Genomic DNA, 17,473 nt, shown 5'->3' on the forward strand with positions numbered 1-17,473 from the left:
CAATTTCATTTTGTCTTTGTCGTCGGGTTGTGCCTTACAGGAAAATTGACAGAGTTCGCATTAAAGCACAGCTTATTTGCTTTTTTATGTAATTCATTTGCTTTATCAATCATGGAATTCTCTTTCACAACTACTATGGGATTAAGTGTTACTTCGGTGAATTGCCCCCCGCCGTTAGAAGTTTCAACCATAATTCCTGTTGCATTGTCGGTGTAATCCAAAACAATTACGCCTTTTTCTGAACACAAATGCAAGAACCAAAGCATGTGGCAAGAGGACAATGAGGCTACTAATAAATCTTCTGGATTATGTCTTGACTTATCGCCACGAAATGCCGGGTCAGACGATCCAAGGATATCGGGCTTGTTTTCTATGCTTATTCGATGACTTCTTTCGTAATTCCTGAAATTATCCGTTCCTGTGCCTAGGTTCCCCGTCCACTTTATTGTTGCATTGTAGCGATGTTGTCCATGCATAATTATTCATCTATTATTTTCATTCTTTCTGTCTGAACCCGTTTCTGTGAACTGGCTAAAACAATCCAGACCCATTACTCCATCACTCCATCCCGATAGCCATCGGGACTCCATCGCTCCATCTCCCCAACTCTCCGTCTCTAAAACTACTCCCATTCAATCGTTGCCGGAGGTTTTGAGCTGATATCGTAAACCACGCGGTTCACACCTTTCACTTTGTTGATGATGCGGTTCGAAACCTCGGCAAGAAATTCATAAGGCAGGTGAATCCAGTCGGCGGTCATGCCATCGGTTGAACCAACGGCACGCAATGCCACCACAAAATCGTAGGTGCGTTCGTCACCCATAACGCCCACCGAGCGCACAGGCAACAACATAACGCCGGCTTGCCAAACTTTATCGTACCAGTCGTATTCTTTCAAGGCTTCAATAAAAATAAAATCAGCTTCCTGTGCGATCCTTATCTTTTCAGCGCTGATACTGCCCAGGATTCTGATTCCTAAACCCGGCCCGGGAAAAGGATGTCGGTTCACAAGCAAAGGACTGATGCCTAATTCCCTGCCTACCTTGCGCACTTCATCTTTAAAGAGCGATTTTAAAGGCTCAATGATTTTAAGTTTCATATAGTCGGGAAGGCCGCCAACATTATGATGCGATTTGATAGTTGCCGATGGCCCATTCACCGAAATGGATTCAATGACATCGGGGTAAATGGTGCCTTGTGCGAGCCATGTTGCATTAGGGATGGCATGGGCGGCATCGTCGAAAACCTCGATAAAGGTTTTTCCGATGGCTTTGCGTTTCAGTTCCGGATCAGTAACGTCCTGCAAGGCATCAAGAAATCTTGGGCCCGCGTCAATGCCCCGGATGTTGAGGCCCATGTCCTGGTAGGTATGCAATACAGTTTCGAATTCGTTTTTACGCAGCAGTCCGTTGTCAACAAAAATGCAATGCAACTGCTTGCCAATTGCCTGATGCATCAGCACCGCAGCCACAGAAGAATCAACGCCACCCGAAAGTCCAAGAACAACATTGTCAGAACCAACAGTTTGCCTGATTTCTTTGATGGTCATATCAATAAAAGAAGCCGGCGTCCAGGTGGGTTCACAGCCACAAATGTCATAAACGAAATTTTTCAACAGGGTCATTCCTTCGGTGGTGTGATACACTTCGGGGTGAAACTGAATGCCATAAACCTGGTTGTTCAGGATTTGGAATCCTGCCACTTCCACATCTTTGGTGCTGGTAATGATTTCAAAAACTTCGGGGTTTGACTTGATTGTATCACCATGCGACATCCACACCTGGCATCCGGTATTCATGCCTTTCATCAAAGCATTTTCTTCGTGTATAAACGAAAGGTTCGCACGACCATACTCCCTTATTTTTGCTGGCAGAATCTTGGTTCCCCTTAAATTTGCAAGGTATTGCGCCCCGTAACAAACACCCAATACAGGAATTTTATCACCCAATGGGCTTAAATCAGGAAATGGTGCATTTGGATCATGCGTGGATGCCGGGCTTCCTGAAAGGATCACACCTTTAAAACCTTCATGCAATTCCGGGATATGTGTGCAGGGGTGTATTTCGCAGTAAACATTGAGTTCACGTATCCTGCGGGCTATCAGTTGGGTATATTGCGACCCAAAGTCAATGATAAGTATAGCTTGTTCCATTTCGCAAAGATAGGAAGTTCGGGAATTTGTTTGTTGATAAATTTGTTTGATGATGGTAGGGTAGGAGTTATGAATTATGAATGTTGAGCCTCCTCCGAAAAGTCAATATGCCCCTAAATTACTCACTTCGTTCGTGAGATCGCTTCGCTAAGTTCCCTAAAGGGGACTTCCACAAACTGCTGATTTTTATCGGTTCTGCGCTGTGGAAGATCTGGGACTAAAAAGCAGATTATGACCTTTCGTAGCAAACTCAAAATTAAATGTTGTATTTTGAATCTTGAACCCGTCACTTCGACCCCAAACGCTACTTCGACAAACTCAGTGACCGGCATTTTGAATATTGAATTTTGAATCTGGAATCTTAAACGTCGAACGTCGAACAGCGAACATGAAACTTTGAACTTCGAACCCGAAACGCCCAAACGCCAAACTTACCTCACGAGCGTAGCTTCGTAAACCGCCTGGTTTCCGACCTGGTCTTCAACAACAAGTTTGAATTTATTGCTGCCTTTCTGGGTTCTGTCGTCCATTTCATACACGAGCAGATCATTTTTGGCGTCGTAGTCCATGAGAATCCATTTGCCGTTCATGGTGCCACGGTAGGATTTAATTCCTGAAAGATCATCGCTGATTTTAATCCGGATATCCTGCTGTTGCGAAATGTTTTTATTGATTACGACATTTAAAGGCTTTATTTGCGGGGCAAGTGTGTCAGCCATTAGGCTATACACTCCGAAACTGCGAACCGAAGCGGTTACAAAACCGTCTTTGAAAGATCCTCCGGCCGCACTCCATTTTCCGTTATCGTCCTTTCTTACAATTACTACCTTGTTTTTAAGTTTTTGATCAAACATAACAGGTTTCATAGCGATAGTGAAATTGCTATGCACAGGCGTATATTTATTATGAACATGAAATTGTTTGGCAAGTGTTCCTTTGACCATTGCTTCTTCATCAAATTCAAACCAAACATCTTCATACAGCGCATTGGCGGGCATTTCCAGTACAAAATCATTGTTTTGAAAGCGGTTGATCCGATCGTACCGGAAAAATGTTTTATTGTCAGTGTTAGTTGCCAACAATGGCGCCGCCGAAGGTTGCGTTCCGGCAACCCTGAATTGCAACTTTGCAGTATTTCCAGCAGCATCCTTCACCTCAATTTTTACAACATGGTTTTTCTGCTCAGCAAATAAAAAAGTGCCTCCGTTATTGTTGATGGGATAAATCCTTAGAGGATTATTTGGCAGCAACCTGGTTTGGATGAACCTGCGCTTACTGCGCATTAATTCCTCATAATCAATAACCGCGTTCACATAGCGGGTTTCAGAAAAAGCAAATTCGTTAACACGATAGGCGAAAACCAGTTTATCATCAATGGAAATGTCTATAATTGAAATTCCATTCTTCAGGTTGCTGTGGTTATGCACATCGTATGCCTGTATGCCGAAGGCTACCTCGCCGGCAATGCGGATAGGCTGGTCCTGATTGAGCCAGTAATTGCCATTGGCTCCTTTAAGCTCGAATGTGAGTGCTTCTTCCTTTCCATTTATGGTGGAATATTCACCGGTAGGATAAATCTTCAATGCCTGTATAACAGGATGAATATTATCAAGGATATTTAGCCCGAAAAGTTTTGGATTTATAGGTTGCTGATTATGCGTATGCCTGATTTCAAAATGCAGGTGAGGCCCGCCTGAACTCCCGCTGTTGCCACTCCAGGCAATCACTTCCCCTTTTTTAACCTGTATGCTTTTTGGTTCGGGATAAAGATCAACATCAAAGGATTCCTGCTTGTATTGTTCACTGCGAATGTATTGTGTGATGCCGGGAGCGAAGTTTCTTACATGTGCATAAACCGTGCTGAAACCGTTAGGATGCTCAAGATAAATGGCTTTTCCAAAACCACCCGGAGAAATCCGTATTCTGGAAACAAAGCCATCAGCAGCGGCATATAAGGGCTTCCCTTCCACTCCGCCGGTTCTGTAATCAAGGCCTGAATGAAAATGATTGGATCGAATTTCAGCAAAAGTGCCGGATAAAGAAGGCGTAAAATCTATTGGAAAGCGAAAATAACCCTGAGGATAATCTTCCTGGCTCCAAAGCGGGGAAACAGAAAACGAAAAAATCAGTAAAAATGAAACAGCAAGCAGCATATTGCCAGGGATCGTGTTAAAATGGAATCGTAAATATTCAAACGGCAAAAGTAGGGTAATAATATTTCCCGGGTTTTCGGTTCGGAAAACCTTATTAATACCATTTTGTACATTTTGTTGAAAAATCTGGATGTTCACATGATTTATGTATTTGATAATCCTCTATTTTTGTTCGTCAATACATTCACCACAAAATAATACCATGCAGAAGAATAATTATTCATTTATGAGCCGCCTGTCAGTCCTGTTGATTTCAGTTATAATTGCTTTGCCGCAAGCAGGAGCGCAGAAAGGCAAAAAGACGCAGCCCGAATTGGATACGATCAAATCAGAGTTATTCAAAGGTTTAAAATGGCGTAGCATCGGACCGGCGTTCACCTCAGGCCGTATTTCTGACCTTGCTATCAATCCTTGCAACCCGAGCGAATATTATGTGGGTTCTGCTTCTGGCCACGTTTGGAAAACCGTAAACAATGGTACAACGTTCTCACCCATATTTGAGAATTATGGCACTTATGCCGTCGGCTCAATTATGATTGACCCGAACAATCCCCATGTTGTTTGGTTGGGAACCGGTGAAAATACACACCAGCGTGCCCTAGGCTATGGCAATGGCGTTTATAAATCGGAGGACGGCGGTAAAAGCTGGAAAAATATGGGGCTGAAAGAATCCCGCCAAATCGGGAAGATATTGATTGACCCAAGTAATTCCAATGTAGTTTATGTAGCAGCCGAAGGATCCGTTTGGGGTCCGGGTGGCGAACGCGGGCTTTATAAAACCACTGATGGTGGAAAGACCTGGGAAAAGGTTCTTGATATCAGCGAGAACACCGGCATCAACCACATCACCATGGATCCGCGCGATCCGGATGTGATCTATGCCATGTCGGAACAGCGTCGCCGGCATTTTTTCACCAAAATTGGTGGTGGGCCTGAAACCGGTATACATAAAACCACCGATGGCGGCAAAACCTGGCAAAAACTCAGCAGTGGTTTGCCTTCCGGCCATGTTGGTGGCGGCTGTATTGAAGTTTCTCCTGTGAACCCTGACTATGTTTATCTGATTATCGAAGCTGGCGAAGGCAAGGGCGGGTTTTTTCGATCCACTGACCGTGGTGCATCCTGGAACAAAATGAGCGACTATCATAGCAGCGGGCAGTATTTCAATATGATTGTCTGCGACCCGGTGGATGCAAACAAAGTGTATTCATTGGAGGTGGTATCAAAAGTTACCACCGATGGCGGCAAAACCTGGAACAATATCGGCCTTACAAAACGACATGTTGATGACCATTGTATGTGGATCAACCCCAAAAATACCGACCATTGGATGATTGGCGGTGATGGTGGATTATATGAAACCTATGATGCGGGCGATCATTACATACACAAAACAAATCTGCCGGTAACGCAATTTTATCGTGTGAATGTTGATGATACTGAACCCTTTTACTGGGTTTATGGCGGCACACAGGACAACAACAGCCTGGGCGGTCCATCGCGCAATATCAACCGCGATGGTGTGAGCAGCGGTGAGTGGATCACTACCCTCGGAGGCGATGGATTCTGGCAAGCCATAGAGCCGGGTAATCCGAATATTGTTTACTCCGCCTATCAGTATGGCAATATATTCCGCTATGACAAAAGCTCCGGCGAAAGGATCAAAATAAGGCCTGAACCGCGAGCCGACGAATTGCATTACCGGTGGAACTGGGATTCACCGTTCATTCTCAGCCCGCATTCAAAAACAAGACTTTACATGGGTGCCAACAAACTTTTCAAGAGCGATGACCGCGGCAATACTTGGGAAGTGATCAGCGATGATCTGACCCGCGATGAAGACCGCAACCAGTTCAAAGTGATGGGGAAATACTGGCCTTCCGATGCGGTTTCAAAGGACGTTTCCACTTCACAATGGGGAACCATAGTGGCATTGGCCGAATCAAAGCTCAAAGAAGGATTGATTTATGTGGGAACCGATGACGGACTTATCCAGGTGACTGAGGACGATGGCAAAACATGGCGAAAAATAAGCAGTTTCCCTGACGTTCCAGATTATACCTGGGTAAGGGATATTTTGCCTTCCAGATTTGATGAAAATATTGTGTTCGCAACTTTTAACAACCTTAAAAATGACGATTTCAAACCTTATGTGCTGAAAAGCACCGACAAAGGCCGAACATGGATTTCCATAGCTGCTAACTTACCAAATGAAACAGTACATTCCATTGCACAGGATTTTGTCAATCCCGATTTGCTTTTCGTGGGAACTGAGTTCAGCTTTTACGTAAGTTTTGATGGTGGAAGATACTGGGTGAAGTTCAATGCAGGTTTGCCGGATATTCAGATACCACAGATTGCCATACAAGAGCGGGAGCATGACCTTGTGATCGCGACTTTTGGCCGTGGATTTTATATTCTGGATGATTACAGTCCTTTGCGCCTCGTTAATGCAGAAAAGCTGAAGAGCGAACAAGCCTTGCTTTTCCCGATGAAGGATGCCTTGATGTATATCGAAGAGGGCGGCCGTTACGGAACAGGCTCAACGTATTATCTTGCACCGAATCCTCCTTTTGGCGCCACTTTCACGTACTTTCTCAAAGAGGTTCCCGAAACGCTTAAACAGCAGCGCTTGAAAAAGGAAAAAGATCTTTTTGAAAAGAGTGAGCCTATTCCGCAACCAACAAGGGAAATACTCGTTGCCGAAGAAAATGAGATAGCGCCTTATCTTATCTTTACGATCCGTGATGCTGAGGGTGCTGTGGTTCGCAGGTTATACGAAACGCCGAAAAAGGGAATTAATCGCGTGAACTGGCGATTGCGCTATGATAACATCTCAGCCCAGGCCAATGCAAAAGCCGAATTCAAGCCCGACAAAAATAACGCTGATGGCATGATGATTTTGCCCGGAACCTACACTGTAAGCCTTGAAATGGATCATAACGGTGAAATTACACCCTTATCCGATGCCTTAAAATTTGAAGCAAAGGTTCTTGAGAATACAAGCTTGCCAGCTACGAACCGTAAGGAATTGGTAGATTTCCATAAATTGGTGGCCGAGCTAAGGCGGGTTTCTGATGGTGCGCAACGGTTCGCAGGAGAGTTGAACACTAAAAATGAAAACATCCGGCAGGCATTGCACTACATACCTGAAGTTCCGCAGGATTTGGCTGAGAAGCTAAGGTCAATCAACCAACAGCTTAAAGATATAGAATTTCGGTTTGAAGGGACCAAGCCAAAGGCAAGCTCTGAAGAAGTGCCACCTGAAGCTGTATCAATCAATCATCGCATGGGCGCAATCCTGGCTGCCACCTGGTCAAGTACAGGAAGTCCTACACAGACCATGCGCAGCAACTACGAAATTGTTAGGGGAGTATTGCCTGAAATACTTGAACAACTCAGAAACATCGAAGGCGAGATCAAAACGGTTGAAACCCGCCTCGATGCAATGAAGGCTCCTTATACGCCAGGTAGATTGCCAGAACTGAGGTAGAGCGAGAGGCGCGTTGCCAATAATGCTGTCATGCGAAATATTTGCAAACTTATTTGCAACTGAATCGTTATAACCTCAAAATATCCCGATCATGAATTTTCCACAGCAAGGCCTCGGCTGGTTATTTGCAAAACGGTTTCTTGGTAAACTATTCATCGGCGCTTTAATTACTGGATTATTGGTTTACATCATCACATCGCCCCGGTTCATCAAACCTTTGTATCAATCGGAAGCGCTCATTTATGTGCCGCTAACAGTGCTTAGCAAGCAACTTGAGCAACAAGGAATTGGTTTTGCCAATGATGTTGAAATTGATGGGCATATTCAGATCCTACAGTCGGCACGCATTCGTGACAGCCTGCTTGCCCGCTTCAACTTTGACGAGGAAGACAGGATTGATAAAAATGCTCTTGGCGGTAGAAGCAAACTCTATGAATTGATTAGCAAGCGCGTTGAATTTCAGAAAACACGTTACAATTCTGTATCCATAAAGGCGCGTGATCATGATCCAGAGCGGGCGGCAGCTATTGCCAACGCCCTTGTTGAGCTTGGTGATATCATCAAAGGGGATATTCTTCATGCCAATCGCAAGGAAGTATTTATTCATGCCCGAACCCACTTTGAGAACAAAGAAAAAAGCGTTTTTGAACTCGAGAATAAACTCGACTCGCTTGAAAACGCTTTGCTCACAGCCCAGAACAAGCAACGCATCAACAACGAGCTCTTCAAATTAAGAACGCTCTATTCCATTGAACTGCAAGAACTGGCCGGACGAAAAAACCACCTCGAAACTATTCAGCGGGGCTTTGAAACTGCACTTCCCAGCGCGTATGTCATTTCAAAAGCCTTGCCTGAAGTAAACCCGGTTTGGCCAAAACGTCTGCTATGGACGATCCTGGCTGTGTTTGCTTATGTTTTGATTGCGTTGGTTGTTGAGGTAATCAAACGGGATGTCAGGTAGGATCGCAATATGGTTCGAAAGCTTTTGGCTTTTGTTATTATTGCCACTGATGACCGGTGCAGCATTGCTGTCTTTCATTTATAAACCCATTCTCTTTTTACCTTTTGCATTATCGCTTGCTTTGACCACAGCCTGGCTGATTTCACGCTTTAAACTGCAAGTTCCGCTCATGACGTCTATTGCTTTTTTTCTGCCTTTTTCTTTTGAAACTGCAGTTGCCGGCGATTTTATAGTTTTTATTCCTACCGAGCCTTTGATCGGAATAGCTTTACTGTCAGTGATGATGGATGTTTTGCGCTATCCCGGATTTTTGAAAGACTTTATAAGCCGCGAACTGAGATGGAGTCTGCCTTTGCTGGGAATTTTTCTAATAACAATACCTTTTTCAGTAATGCCAATGGTATCAGTGAAATTCGCCATTGTTAACATCACCTATTTACTGGTATTTCTTTTTCTGTTGAATTATTTGTTCCGTCAGCATCCTGGCTTATTTCCAAGACTCATGGTTGTTTACAGCACCGGATTGTTGATTGTTCTGGTTTTTGCCTTATTTCGCTATTCCGGTTTTGATTGGAATATTACAGTTGTGAAAGGAATTTTCCTTCCCTTTTATAAGGATCACACCATCATGGGAGCGACAGCCACCATCGTTGCTTCCTTTTGGCTCATGTATACAGGTACGCAAAAAAAAACATCATTTAAAATCCTGGCATTCTTAACTGGTTTCTTGTTTGTTTTTGCCGTGATCCTGAGTGGGAGCAGGGCTGCTATACTCAGCCTGGGATTCTTTCTGTCTGTTGTGTTGCTTCTATCCCTTAGAGCAAGGATCAGTCATCTGATTGTTTTATCGCTTGTAACAGCAACGTTCATGTTCATTTTCCGTCACCAGATTGTGGATACGATTTATCGCAACCCTTACGTTTCACGTTCGCACTATACTGAATGGACAGGCAAACTGAAATCGGCCGGGAACATTACAACCGATGTTTCAAATATTGAGCGCATGAACCGCTGGTATTCCGGAGTGAAAATGTTTGCCGAAAAACCGCTCACAGGTTTTGGTCCAGGCACTTACCAGTTTGTTTATATTCCTTATCAGAAAAAGGAATTAATGAACCGGCTTACAGTTAAAAATCACTGGAATATTCCTGAGAACTCCGGTGGGACAGCGCATTCGGAATACATACTTGCATTAAGTGAAATGGGGATATTCGGTTTCCTGGCTTTGATTTTAGTTCTTTTTCGATTGTTCTGGATCACCTTTGTGAAAGCGCGCTTTCATCCGCATCGCGGATTGATTGTTGTGGCTTTTGCAGCGCTTTCTACTTATCTCTTTCATGCGTTATTCAATAATTTCCTGAACTCCGATAAATTTGCGTTTTTATTCTGGGGTATGGCTGCATGGCTCATGGCTACTTACGAAAACAATAAGGATGAAAGAGTATTATACAGCGGTTGAATCATATTACGACTTCGATGCAGGTGATTTCGACAAGCGTTATTGGGAAAATCTTGTGCTTCAGAAAATGCGTCAGTCTTTTCGTGAGGAAGTAAAAAGACATCCTTTTACCACCATCCTTGAGATAGGCTACGGAACCGGGCTTGATATGCTTCATTTTGCTGTGACCCATCCCGATGCCAGGGTTTTCGGAATTGACATATCCGCCGAAATGTGCAAGCTGGCGCAAGACCGGGTCAAAGCCAAAGGCTTGCTAAATGTGATACCGGAAAAAGGAAGCGTCGAAGATATTGAGTCGCTTTTCCCAGGCCAGCAATTTGATATGATCTATGTTTTTTTCGGCGCCCTGAATACCGTTGAGGATCTCAGAAAAGCATCCCTGATACTTCAGCGCTTGCTGCTTCCGGGCGGAATTATGGTGCTCACGTTTGTAAACAAATATTATCTCGCGGGGATGATACTTGAGATGATGAAACTGCGATTTTCAAATGCTTTTGCCCGTTTGAGGAAATTCTGGGGAGGCTATTCCCCGGTTAAAAAGCTTCCAAGTCGTTGTTATACACCGGGTCAGATCACAGCCGCTTTCAGTGAAATGAAATTGCTGAGGAAGCGCGGATACTGCATCAAACATCCGGCATGGTTCTATCATGGCCTGAACCAAAAGTTAAGGCGTTTCAGCCCAATGCTGTGGAAATTTGATTCATGGCTCAATCACACACCTTTCTGGAAATTTGGTGAATACACCTTATTTGTCTTTCAGAAGGTTTAGTGCTTTGTCAATCATGGCATCAGCATCTGGATAAAGGATTCCTGACTGCTTGTGATGATCAGGATATAAAGTGGCGAGCGGAATAGAAGAAAGCAGTGCCGAAGCTACCGTCGGTCCGAACCTTCGTTGTAATTCTACTTTTGAAATTTGATGGATGCTGGTATTTAGTTTTCTTGCTATGGCATTGCTGAAGCCTGATTGTGTTATCGGATCACCACTAAAAATATTCAGGTTCTGGCTTTTACTGCCTGTCAGACTAAGCTGGTTTATCATCCTGGAACAATCCTCAAGCTGCACAAGCGACATCAGTTGCGTTCCCTCGCCGAAGCAAGGGATTTTTCCGGTTTGTTTGTAATAGTTCCAGTAAAACTCCCTGAACCACGAAGCAGGGCCGAGAATCCAGGCAGGGCGTGCAAAACGAATATCCAGACTGCCTTCCTTTTGTGTATTGATCCAGGGCATTTCTCCAACAATATAATGCTTTGCATAGGAAGTTGGATTAATTGCCGTGTTTTCAAAAGCAAGATTATCAGGTTCCTGTGGCCCGTACATCAGCGAACCGGAAACATAAATCACCACGGGTTTATGTGGAAGGTTATCAATAATATTGATCAGCCTTTCGTTGGCTTTGGCTGCTTTTCTTGCTGCCAATGTCCTGATGATATAGAATGAACCTGCAGGCCTTGCAAGGTGGAAAATCACATCAGGCGGATATTTGTTAAACCATTGCGGGTCAAAATCTGAAATACTACCGGAGAAAATATTCAGGTCTTCCAGCATGCGGTAAGGCACTCTTTTATGAACCAGCAAATGAAGCCTGTTGGTTGGATCGGAGCGAAGGTGGGCAAGCAATGCCTGCCCTATGAATCCCGTGCCACCAAAAATCCATACGTTTCTTTTTGAAGTCATTGCACTTAGTTGGATTCAGCGCCGGATTCCTTGTTGATAAGTAAGCCTGTGGCAGTTTCAAATTCCCGGATTTTGCGGTAATATACATCGAGTATCCGAAATTGTTGCCGTTGTGGATGATATCTTGAGATGCCCCGGGCCGACTTCAGATTCCGTTCAAAAAGAGTTTTGTCCATTTCTTTGTGCTTTTTTTTCCAGAACCTGACAGAGAGCTTGTAGAAATAATTTTCGAGCTTATCACCCAAGGCGTTGTCCAGCATTTTTTCTGCCAACCTTTTTAAAAGTGGAATTCGTGGTTCAGTGCGTTGTTGGGGTAGAGAATAATTTGGGTAATATTCGCGGAACCACAGATTGGCTTCAAGAAAATCATTGAAAAGCTTATGATTGTACATTGGCAGCAGCAAAACAGTTTCAGTAGCTGCATAAACATTCCGTTCGGGGATCGCAAGATTATCGGTGTCAATAACATAATTGATGCAGAAGTTTCTGTTTGAATTAAACAGGAAAAGCCTTTTGAAAAGCACCAGCAAGGTTCGGTTCAGCCATAAACGACCTGGCTTCGTGATAATAAAATAGTCAATATCACTTTCTTTATCCATGTAATTCTTTGACAATGAACCGGAAATATATACGCCTCGTGTGAACGGGAACATTGCAATGATCCTGGAATAAAACCTGGCATCGCGCATTCGCTTTGCTGCAAGCTTATTGCCTTCAACACGTCGTTTGATCTTAGAATTATCGTTGCCGAGGTAATAAAATCCTGAATCAAGATTCAGGTAATTGGTGGTTGTAAGCCGGTGCAAAATCTTCCGGGCAAGATTGATATCCGTTATTTTGTGATCGCAATACGCGAAAATTTCCTTTTCATTTAGTGGGTAGTCGAAAACATCAAAATAGATTACTGTCCTTAAGAACGATAACGCGAGAGGATGATTTTTAATTGGCAGGAAATTGCTGGCAGCTTCGGTAGTAGTAGCTTTTTGAACCGTGGCAATTTCAAAAGCAAGTTGGTTTTGAACCGCTTGTATTTTGATAGCTGGCGAAGCCATGAAATGTTAATGCGTGAAGGGATTATACATGCTAATTTTCGAACCGGAAAAACCGGTTTAAGAGAAACAACAGCCAAAGCCTGCTATTGTTTGGCCTTAGGGCAATGTTAGACGCCAGATTACGATTCTAAGAGAATATTTTGAAAGGAAATATTTTATTTTGCCGGAAGGGTTACACAGAATGTGCTTCCTTTACCAACTTCGCTGAATATGGAAATTCTACCCCCAATGAGCTGCATGAATTCATGAACCATGATGAGGCCAAGTCCGGTACCCGGTTCCTGGTTAGTGCCAGGTTGTTTGAAATTAGAGTCAAGTCGGAACAGATCTTTTATTCTGTTTTCGGGGATACCAATGCCGTTATCAATCACGCAGATTTTCACATCATTCTCTGTAGGTAAAACCGATATCCTTATGATGTTATCGGGCATTGAATATTTAATTGCATTGTTGATCAGGTTGATGAGAATGCTTTGCAATAGATGTGGATCGGCAAAAGCATAGAGAAAGTCAGGAATTTCGATGATGAGGTTAAGTTTTTTCTGTCTGGCCCTGCTTTCAAGCAAATCAATCACTTTCTGAGTTGCTGCGTGCAATTCAATCCTCACTGGTTTATTTTCAATCATACCGGTTTGGGTTCGCGACCAATCAAGAAGATTTATGAGGAGGTTAAAAGTATTGGTACTGCTCTCGTGAAGCAGATGGATGACTTGCCTTTTTTCATCATCATTCATCTGGTCGTACTCCTCTTCCAGGATTTGCAGCAGGCTTACCAAAGCAGAAAACGGCCCACGCAGATCGTGCGAAACAATTGAAAAGAATTTATCCTTGGTACTGTTTAATTCCAGCAGTTTGAAATTTTGATTGTTGATTTCATCTTTTTGCTTTACGATCTCTGCGTTTTTAATTAAAATTTTCTTTTTGATCCAGCGTTCGCGAAATAGAATAATTATGGTTAGAACCAAAATAGAAATACTCAATATTATAAGGAGTTTTTGGTTTCTGATCACCTTTTGGTTTAGCTTGTTCTGCTCATCCAATAACTGGTTAGCGTTTTCCCTCTGATCAGTTTCATAAATGATTTCCAATTCAGAAATGCGATTTCTATTTTCGACATTCCACATACTATCTCTCAATGCACCGGCTTTTTGAAAATAGTCGAGAGATGATCTGTAATTGCCTGCTGTGCTGTCAGCTAAATGCAATATATTTAAAGCCTCGCTTTGCCGTTTAATTGCCTTGCTTGCTTCTGAAATTCCAAGCGATTTATTGCCGTAAAATTTCGCTGAGTCAATGTTCCCGAGCATCAGGTGCGTTTTGGCCAAAGTAAGGTATAAACCATCAAGTTCTTTTGGCGACTTTTCTTTTAAGCTATAAGAAAGGGCAGTCTTTAGCTCATCAAGGCTTTTTTCAGGCTGATCAACAGAAAGATATGCTGCTGCAATATTACAATGGAGAATACTAATTAGGGTATTGTCATTCTTCCCGATGGCTTCTTTTAAGCCTCTAGAAGCATACATGATGGCATTTTCAAACTCTTCGGGCTTGTCACAAAGATTAGCAGCGATATTGTTATAGAATTGAGCCGCCATAGAAGTGGGTTCGTAAAGGCTATCAAGTTCAATGGCTTTAAGATATTTTTCCAGCGCCTTGTCATCCTTTTTTAACGAAGAGTAAATATTACCAAGCACATTGTAGCCATGGATCAGGCGTAGAGTGTCATTTTGTTCCTCATTAACTTTTATTGATTCGAGTTGGTACCTTAATGACAACTCAAATTTTCCAAGGCGGTAATACATGATACTCAGATCATGCTGGGTTTTTGCAACCCCTGGTTTATTGCCTCTTTCGCTATCAATACGAAGCGCTTCTGTAAGATATTTTCTGGCGCTGTCGGGCTGTTGTAGGCGGTTATACATGGCTCCAATATTGTTATTGGCGCGCGCCAGCCGCATGAGCAATTGTGGTGATTCAGTTAAACAGATGATTGGCTTAAAAGCCTGAATTGCACTATCAAATTCACCTTTATACCAATAATAAACTCCCAATGTGTTGTAGTAATCGGCTTTTTCTATTTCTGAATCCGCATGTTTTAGTTCTGAAGCAGCCGCTATAAGGTTATATGCCGAGTCCATCTCCTTTGGGATCAACTCTGCTGCGAGCAGGACCCTGGCATGTAAGCGTTGTGTTTCTTCATTAGCGGTATGAATTGCTTTCCGGAGGCTATCGCGCATTGTTTGCTGACTTAAGGCTGATTGCGTGCTAACAAATGATAGGATCGCTGTTAAAAGCAATATGCAAAGTTGCAACCTTACTGAATGTTGATGTTGCTGCATTGAATCCAGGTATATCTTTGTAATCTCCAGAGAGGGTCAAAGATATCAAAATATTGAACACGGCCAAGAGTCAAGAAAAAAACGACATTTCTGCAAATACAATTATATACCTGGATTTACGGAAGTGTTAGTGAACTATAACTTACAAAATGTCATCAACTCCGGCACTGCTTGAGTTGATTTGCCGAAGATATATACTTGATTACTTCAGCCTTTTTACATTACCGGCGCCTGAAACCTTTGAATGAACCCTGGGATCACCAATGTAACGGATATTTCCAGCTCCTGATATATTTGCAACCAGTTCATCCTCTACTCTTACATTGGCTGACCCGGCTCCACTAATATTAATATCCATTTTTTCAACGTACAAAGATTCAGCGTTTAACTTGGATGCGCCAGACAAGCGTATTATTGTTTTTTCAACCTCACCATCAATATGAGTTTTACCGGCCCCACTTACCTTAAGTTCCAGCCTTTCTCCATATAATTCCAGGTCAATATCAGAAGCCCCGCTTGTAGAAATCAGCAAACGCCCGAATTCTAATGATGTTTCACCTGTAATTTTAACAGCGCCGCTAGCCCTGATCTCATCAAGATCACGGAATGTAATATATGCCTTTAAAGTCGGGTTTCGAAAACTGAAAGCTCGCGGTTCGATATAAAGCCTGCCACCCCTAACACCTGATTCAATGTACTGCAAAAGGTTGTCATCGGCTTCGATCACCAGGCTTTCATTATTTCCCTGAATAAGGTAAACATGAAATGCACCTGAGATTTCAATGGCATCAAACGATGATACTTCACGGGTTTCGCTGCTTATCCGACCGCTCCCGGATATCATTTCATCACAGCCGGTTAAAAATACTGAAACGCAAATTAGTAAAGTTGTTGCAATCGCAATGGTTGATTTGGTTTTCATACGTTTTTTGTTTGTTTGCGAATGTAGGACGCTGTCTGCAAAGATAAGGTTACATGTTCAAAATAATTGCATGCAAAAATAGAAGCAGACTGTCTCAAATTTTGTAGGGTTATGGTAAGTTGTTATTCTGAGCGAAGCGAAGAATCTAACTTACAGGCAGGTAAAGATCCTTCACTTCGTTCAGGATGACAAGATTCGACCTATGAGATAACCACCCTTGTACATCACAAACTATGCAGTGAATCAGCTACCCAGTGTAGCCACCATCACAGCTTTGATTGTGTGCAAACGATTTTCTGCCTGATCGAAAACTACTGATGATGGCGATTCAAAAACCTCGTCGGTTACTTCCATACCGTTAAGAGCAAATTTTTGAAAGATATCTTCTCCAATGGTGGTTTCCCTGTTATGGAAAGCTGGCAGACAATGAAGGAATTTTACTTTCGGATTGCCAGTTAATTCTACCAACTCCTTATTTACCTGGTAAGGTTTAAGCAGTTCAATACGTTCTTTCCATACATGTTCAGGTTCACCCATTGATACCCATACATCGGTGTAAAGGAAATCAACGCCTTTTACAGCTTCGGCAACATCTTCGGTAAGAGTGATCCTTGCACCTGTTTCTTTTGCGATCTCACGGCATTGTTTAACAAGATCTTCGTTTGGCAGCAATGATTTTGGAGCCGCTGAGCGGAAATCCATACCCATTTTGGCTGCCCCAACCATCAGGGAATTTCCCATATTGTTGCGTGCATCACCGAGGTAACAGAACGAAACCTGGTGCAGGGGCTTGTCGCTGTGTTCCATCATTGTTAGAAAATCAGCGAGTACCTGTGTAGGGTGGAACTCATTGGTAAGCCCGTTCCAAACCGGAACACCGGCATATGCGCCCAGCTCTTCAACGATTTTTTGGCCATATCCACGATATTCAATGCCATCATACATACGTCCAAGCACGCGTGCAGTATCCTTCATGGATTCTTTTTTTCCAATTTGCGAACCGGAAGGCCCGAGGTATGTTACCCTTGCTCCCTGGTCAAAAGCTGCAACTTCAAAGGCGCAACGTGTGCGGGTAGAGTCTTTTTCGAAAATTAGCGCGATGTTCTTGTTTTGTAGTTTTTGCTGCTCTGTGCCTGCATACTTTGCCTTTTTAAGGTCCTGTGATAGGCTGAGCAAGAAATTGATTTCCTGTGGTGTGAAATCCAGCAGTTTTAAAAAGTTGCGGTTTCTTAGATTAAAAGCCATGTTATTAGTATTTAAGTGTTTA

General features: G+C 43.1%; 12 protein-coding genes. 4 read left to right on the forward strand and 8 right to left on the reverse strand.

The features are described from left to right. Window positions 1–5: 5 nt before the first annotated feature. From IH597_05890 to IH597_05900, 3 genes are all read right to left on the reverse strand, one after another. A complete protein-coding gene (locus IH597_05890; GenBank protein ID MBE0661981.1) occupies window positions 6–476 on the reverse strand; it encodes an OsmC family protein in 471 nt (156 codons plus the stop codon). Between the two features lie 146 nt (window positions 477–622). Then, the gene (gene guaA / locus IH597_05895) at window positions 623–2,152 is read right to left on the reverse strand and encodes a glutamine-hydrolyzing GMP synthase (protein ID MBE0661982.1); all 1,530 of its coding nucleotides are present in this window, start codon (window positions 2,150–2,152) and stop codon (window positions 623–625) included. 431 nt (window positions 2,153–2,583) lie between these two features. Continuing rightward, window positions 2,584–4,443 (reverse strand): M23 family metallopeptidase, encoded by a 1,860-nt coding sequence (locus IH597_05900; protein ID MBE0661983.1) that lies wholly within the window; start codon window positions 4,441–4,443, stop codon window positions 2,584–2,586. Between the two features lie 88 nt (window positions 4,444–4,531). Between IH597_05900 and IH597_05905 the strand changes: the two genes are divergently transcribed. From IH597_05905 to IH597_05920, 4 genes are all read left to right on the forward strand, one after another. Next, complete coding sequence (locus IH597_05905) at window positions 4,532–7,798, forward strand: glycosyl hydrolase (GenBank protein ID MBE0661984.1); 3,267 nt, start codon at window positions 4,532–4,534, stop codon at window positions 7,796–7,798. Between the two features lie 91 nt (window positions 7,799–7,889). Continuing rightward, window positions 7,890–8,759, forward strand: coding sequence for a hypothetical protein (locus IH597_05910; GenBank protein MBE0661985.1), 870 nt, complete (start codon window positions 7,890–7,892; stop codon window positions 8,757–8,759). Further along, the gene (locus IH597_05915; GenBank protein ID MBE0661986.1) at window positions 8,749–10,218 is read left to right on the forward strand and encodes an O-antigen ligase family protein; all 1,470 of its coding nucleotides are present in this window, start codon (window positions 8,749–8,751) and stop codon (window positions 10,216–10,218) included. Before IH597_05910 ends, IH597_05915 begins: the two co-directional genes overlap by 11 nt. Beyond that, entirely contained in the window at window positions 10,193–10,987 is a 795-nt protein-coding gene (locus IH597_05920; GenBank protein ID MBE0661987.1) for a class I SAM-dependent methyltransferase, read from the forward strand. Before IH597_05915 ends, IH597_05920 begins: the two co-directional genes overlap by 26 nt. Here the strand turns inward: IH597_05920 and IH597_05925 are convergent. From IH597_05925 to IH597_05945, 5 genes are all read right to left on the reverse strand, one after another. Continuing rightward, window positions 10,964–11,896 carry an NAD(P)-dependent oxidoreductase gene (locus tag IH597_05925; GenBank protein MBE0661988.1) on the reverse strand — a complete coding sequence of 311 codons (933 nt, stop codon included), beginning with the start codon at window positions 11,894–11,896 and terminating at the stop codon, window positions 10,964–10,966. The genes IH597_05920 and IH597_05925 overlap by 24 nt on opposite strands. 5 nt (window positions 11,897–11,901) lie before the next feature. Then, window positions 11,902–12,948, reverse strand: coding sequence for a nucleotidyltransferase domain-containing protein (locus IH597_05930; GenBank protein ID MBE0661989.1), 1,047 nt, complete (start codon window positions 12,946–12,948; stop codon window positions 11,902–11,904). Window positions 12,949–13,103: 155 nt separating this feature from the next. Next, window positions 13,104–15,182, reverse strand: coding sequence for a tetratricopeptide repeat protein (locus tag IH597_05935; protein MBE0661990.1), 2,079 nt, complete (start codon window positions 15,180–15,182; stop codon window positions 13,104–13,106). A 304-nt stretch (window positions 15,183–15,486) separates the two neighbouring features. Beyond that, a complete protein-coding gene (locus IH597_05940; protein ID MBE0661991.1) occupies window positions 15,487–16,206 on the reverse strand; it encodes a DUF2807 domain-containing protein in 720 nt (239 codons plus the stop codon). 243 nt (window positions 16,207–16,449) lie between these two features. Continuing rightward, complete coding sequence (locus tag IH597_05945; GenBank protein MBE0661992.1) at window positions 16,450–17,451, reverse strand: ornithine carbamoyltransferase; 1,002 nt, start codon at window positions 17,449–17,451, stop codon at window positions 16,450–16,452. Window positions 17,452–17,473: the final 22 nt, after the last annotated feature.

The sequence above is a fragment of the Bacteroidales bacterium genome (genome assembly GCA_014860575.1).
Lineage (GTDB): Bacteria > Bacteroidota > Bacteroidia > Bacteroidales > JAAYJT01 > JAAYJT01.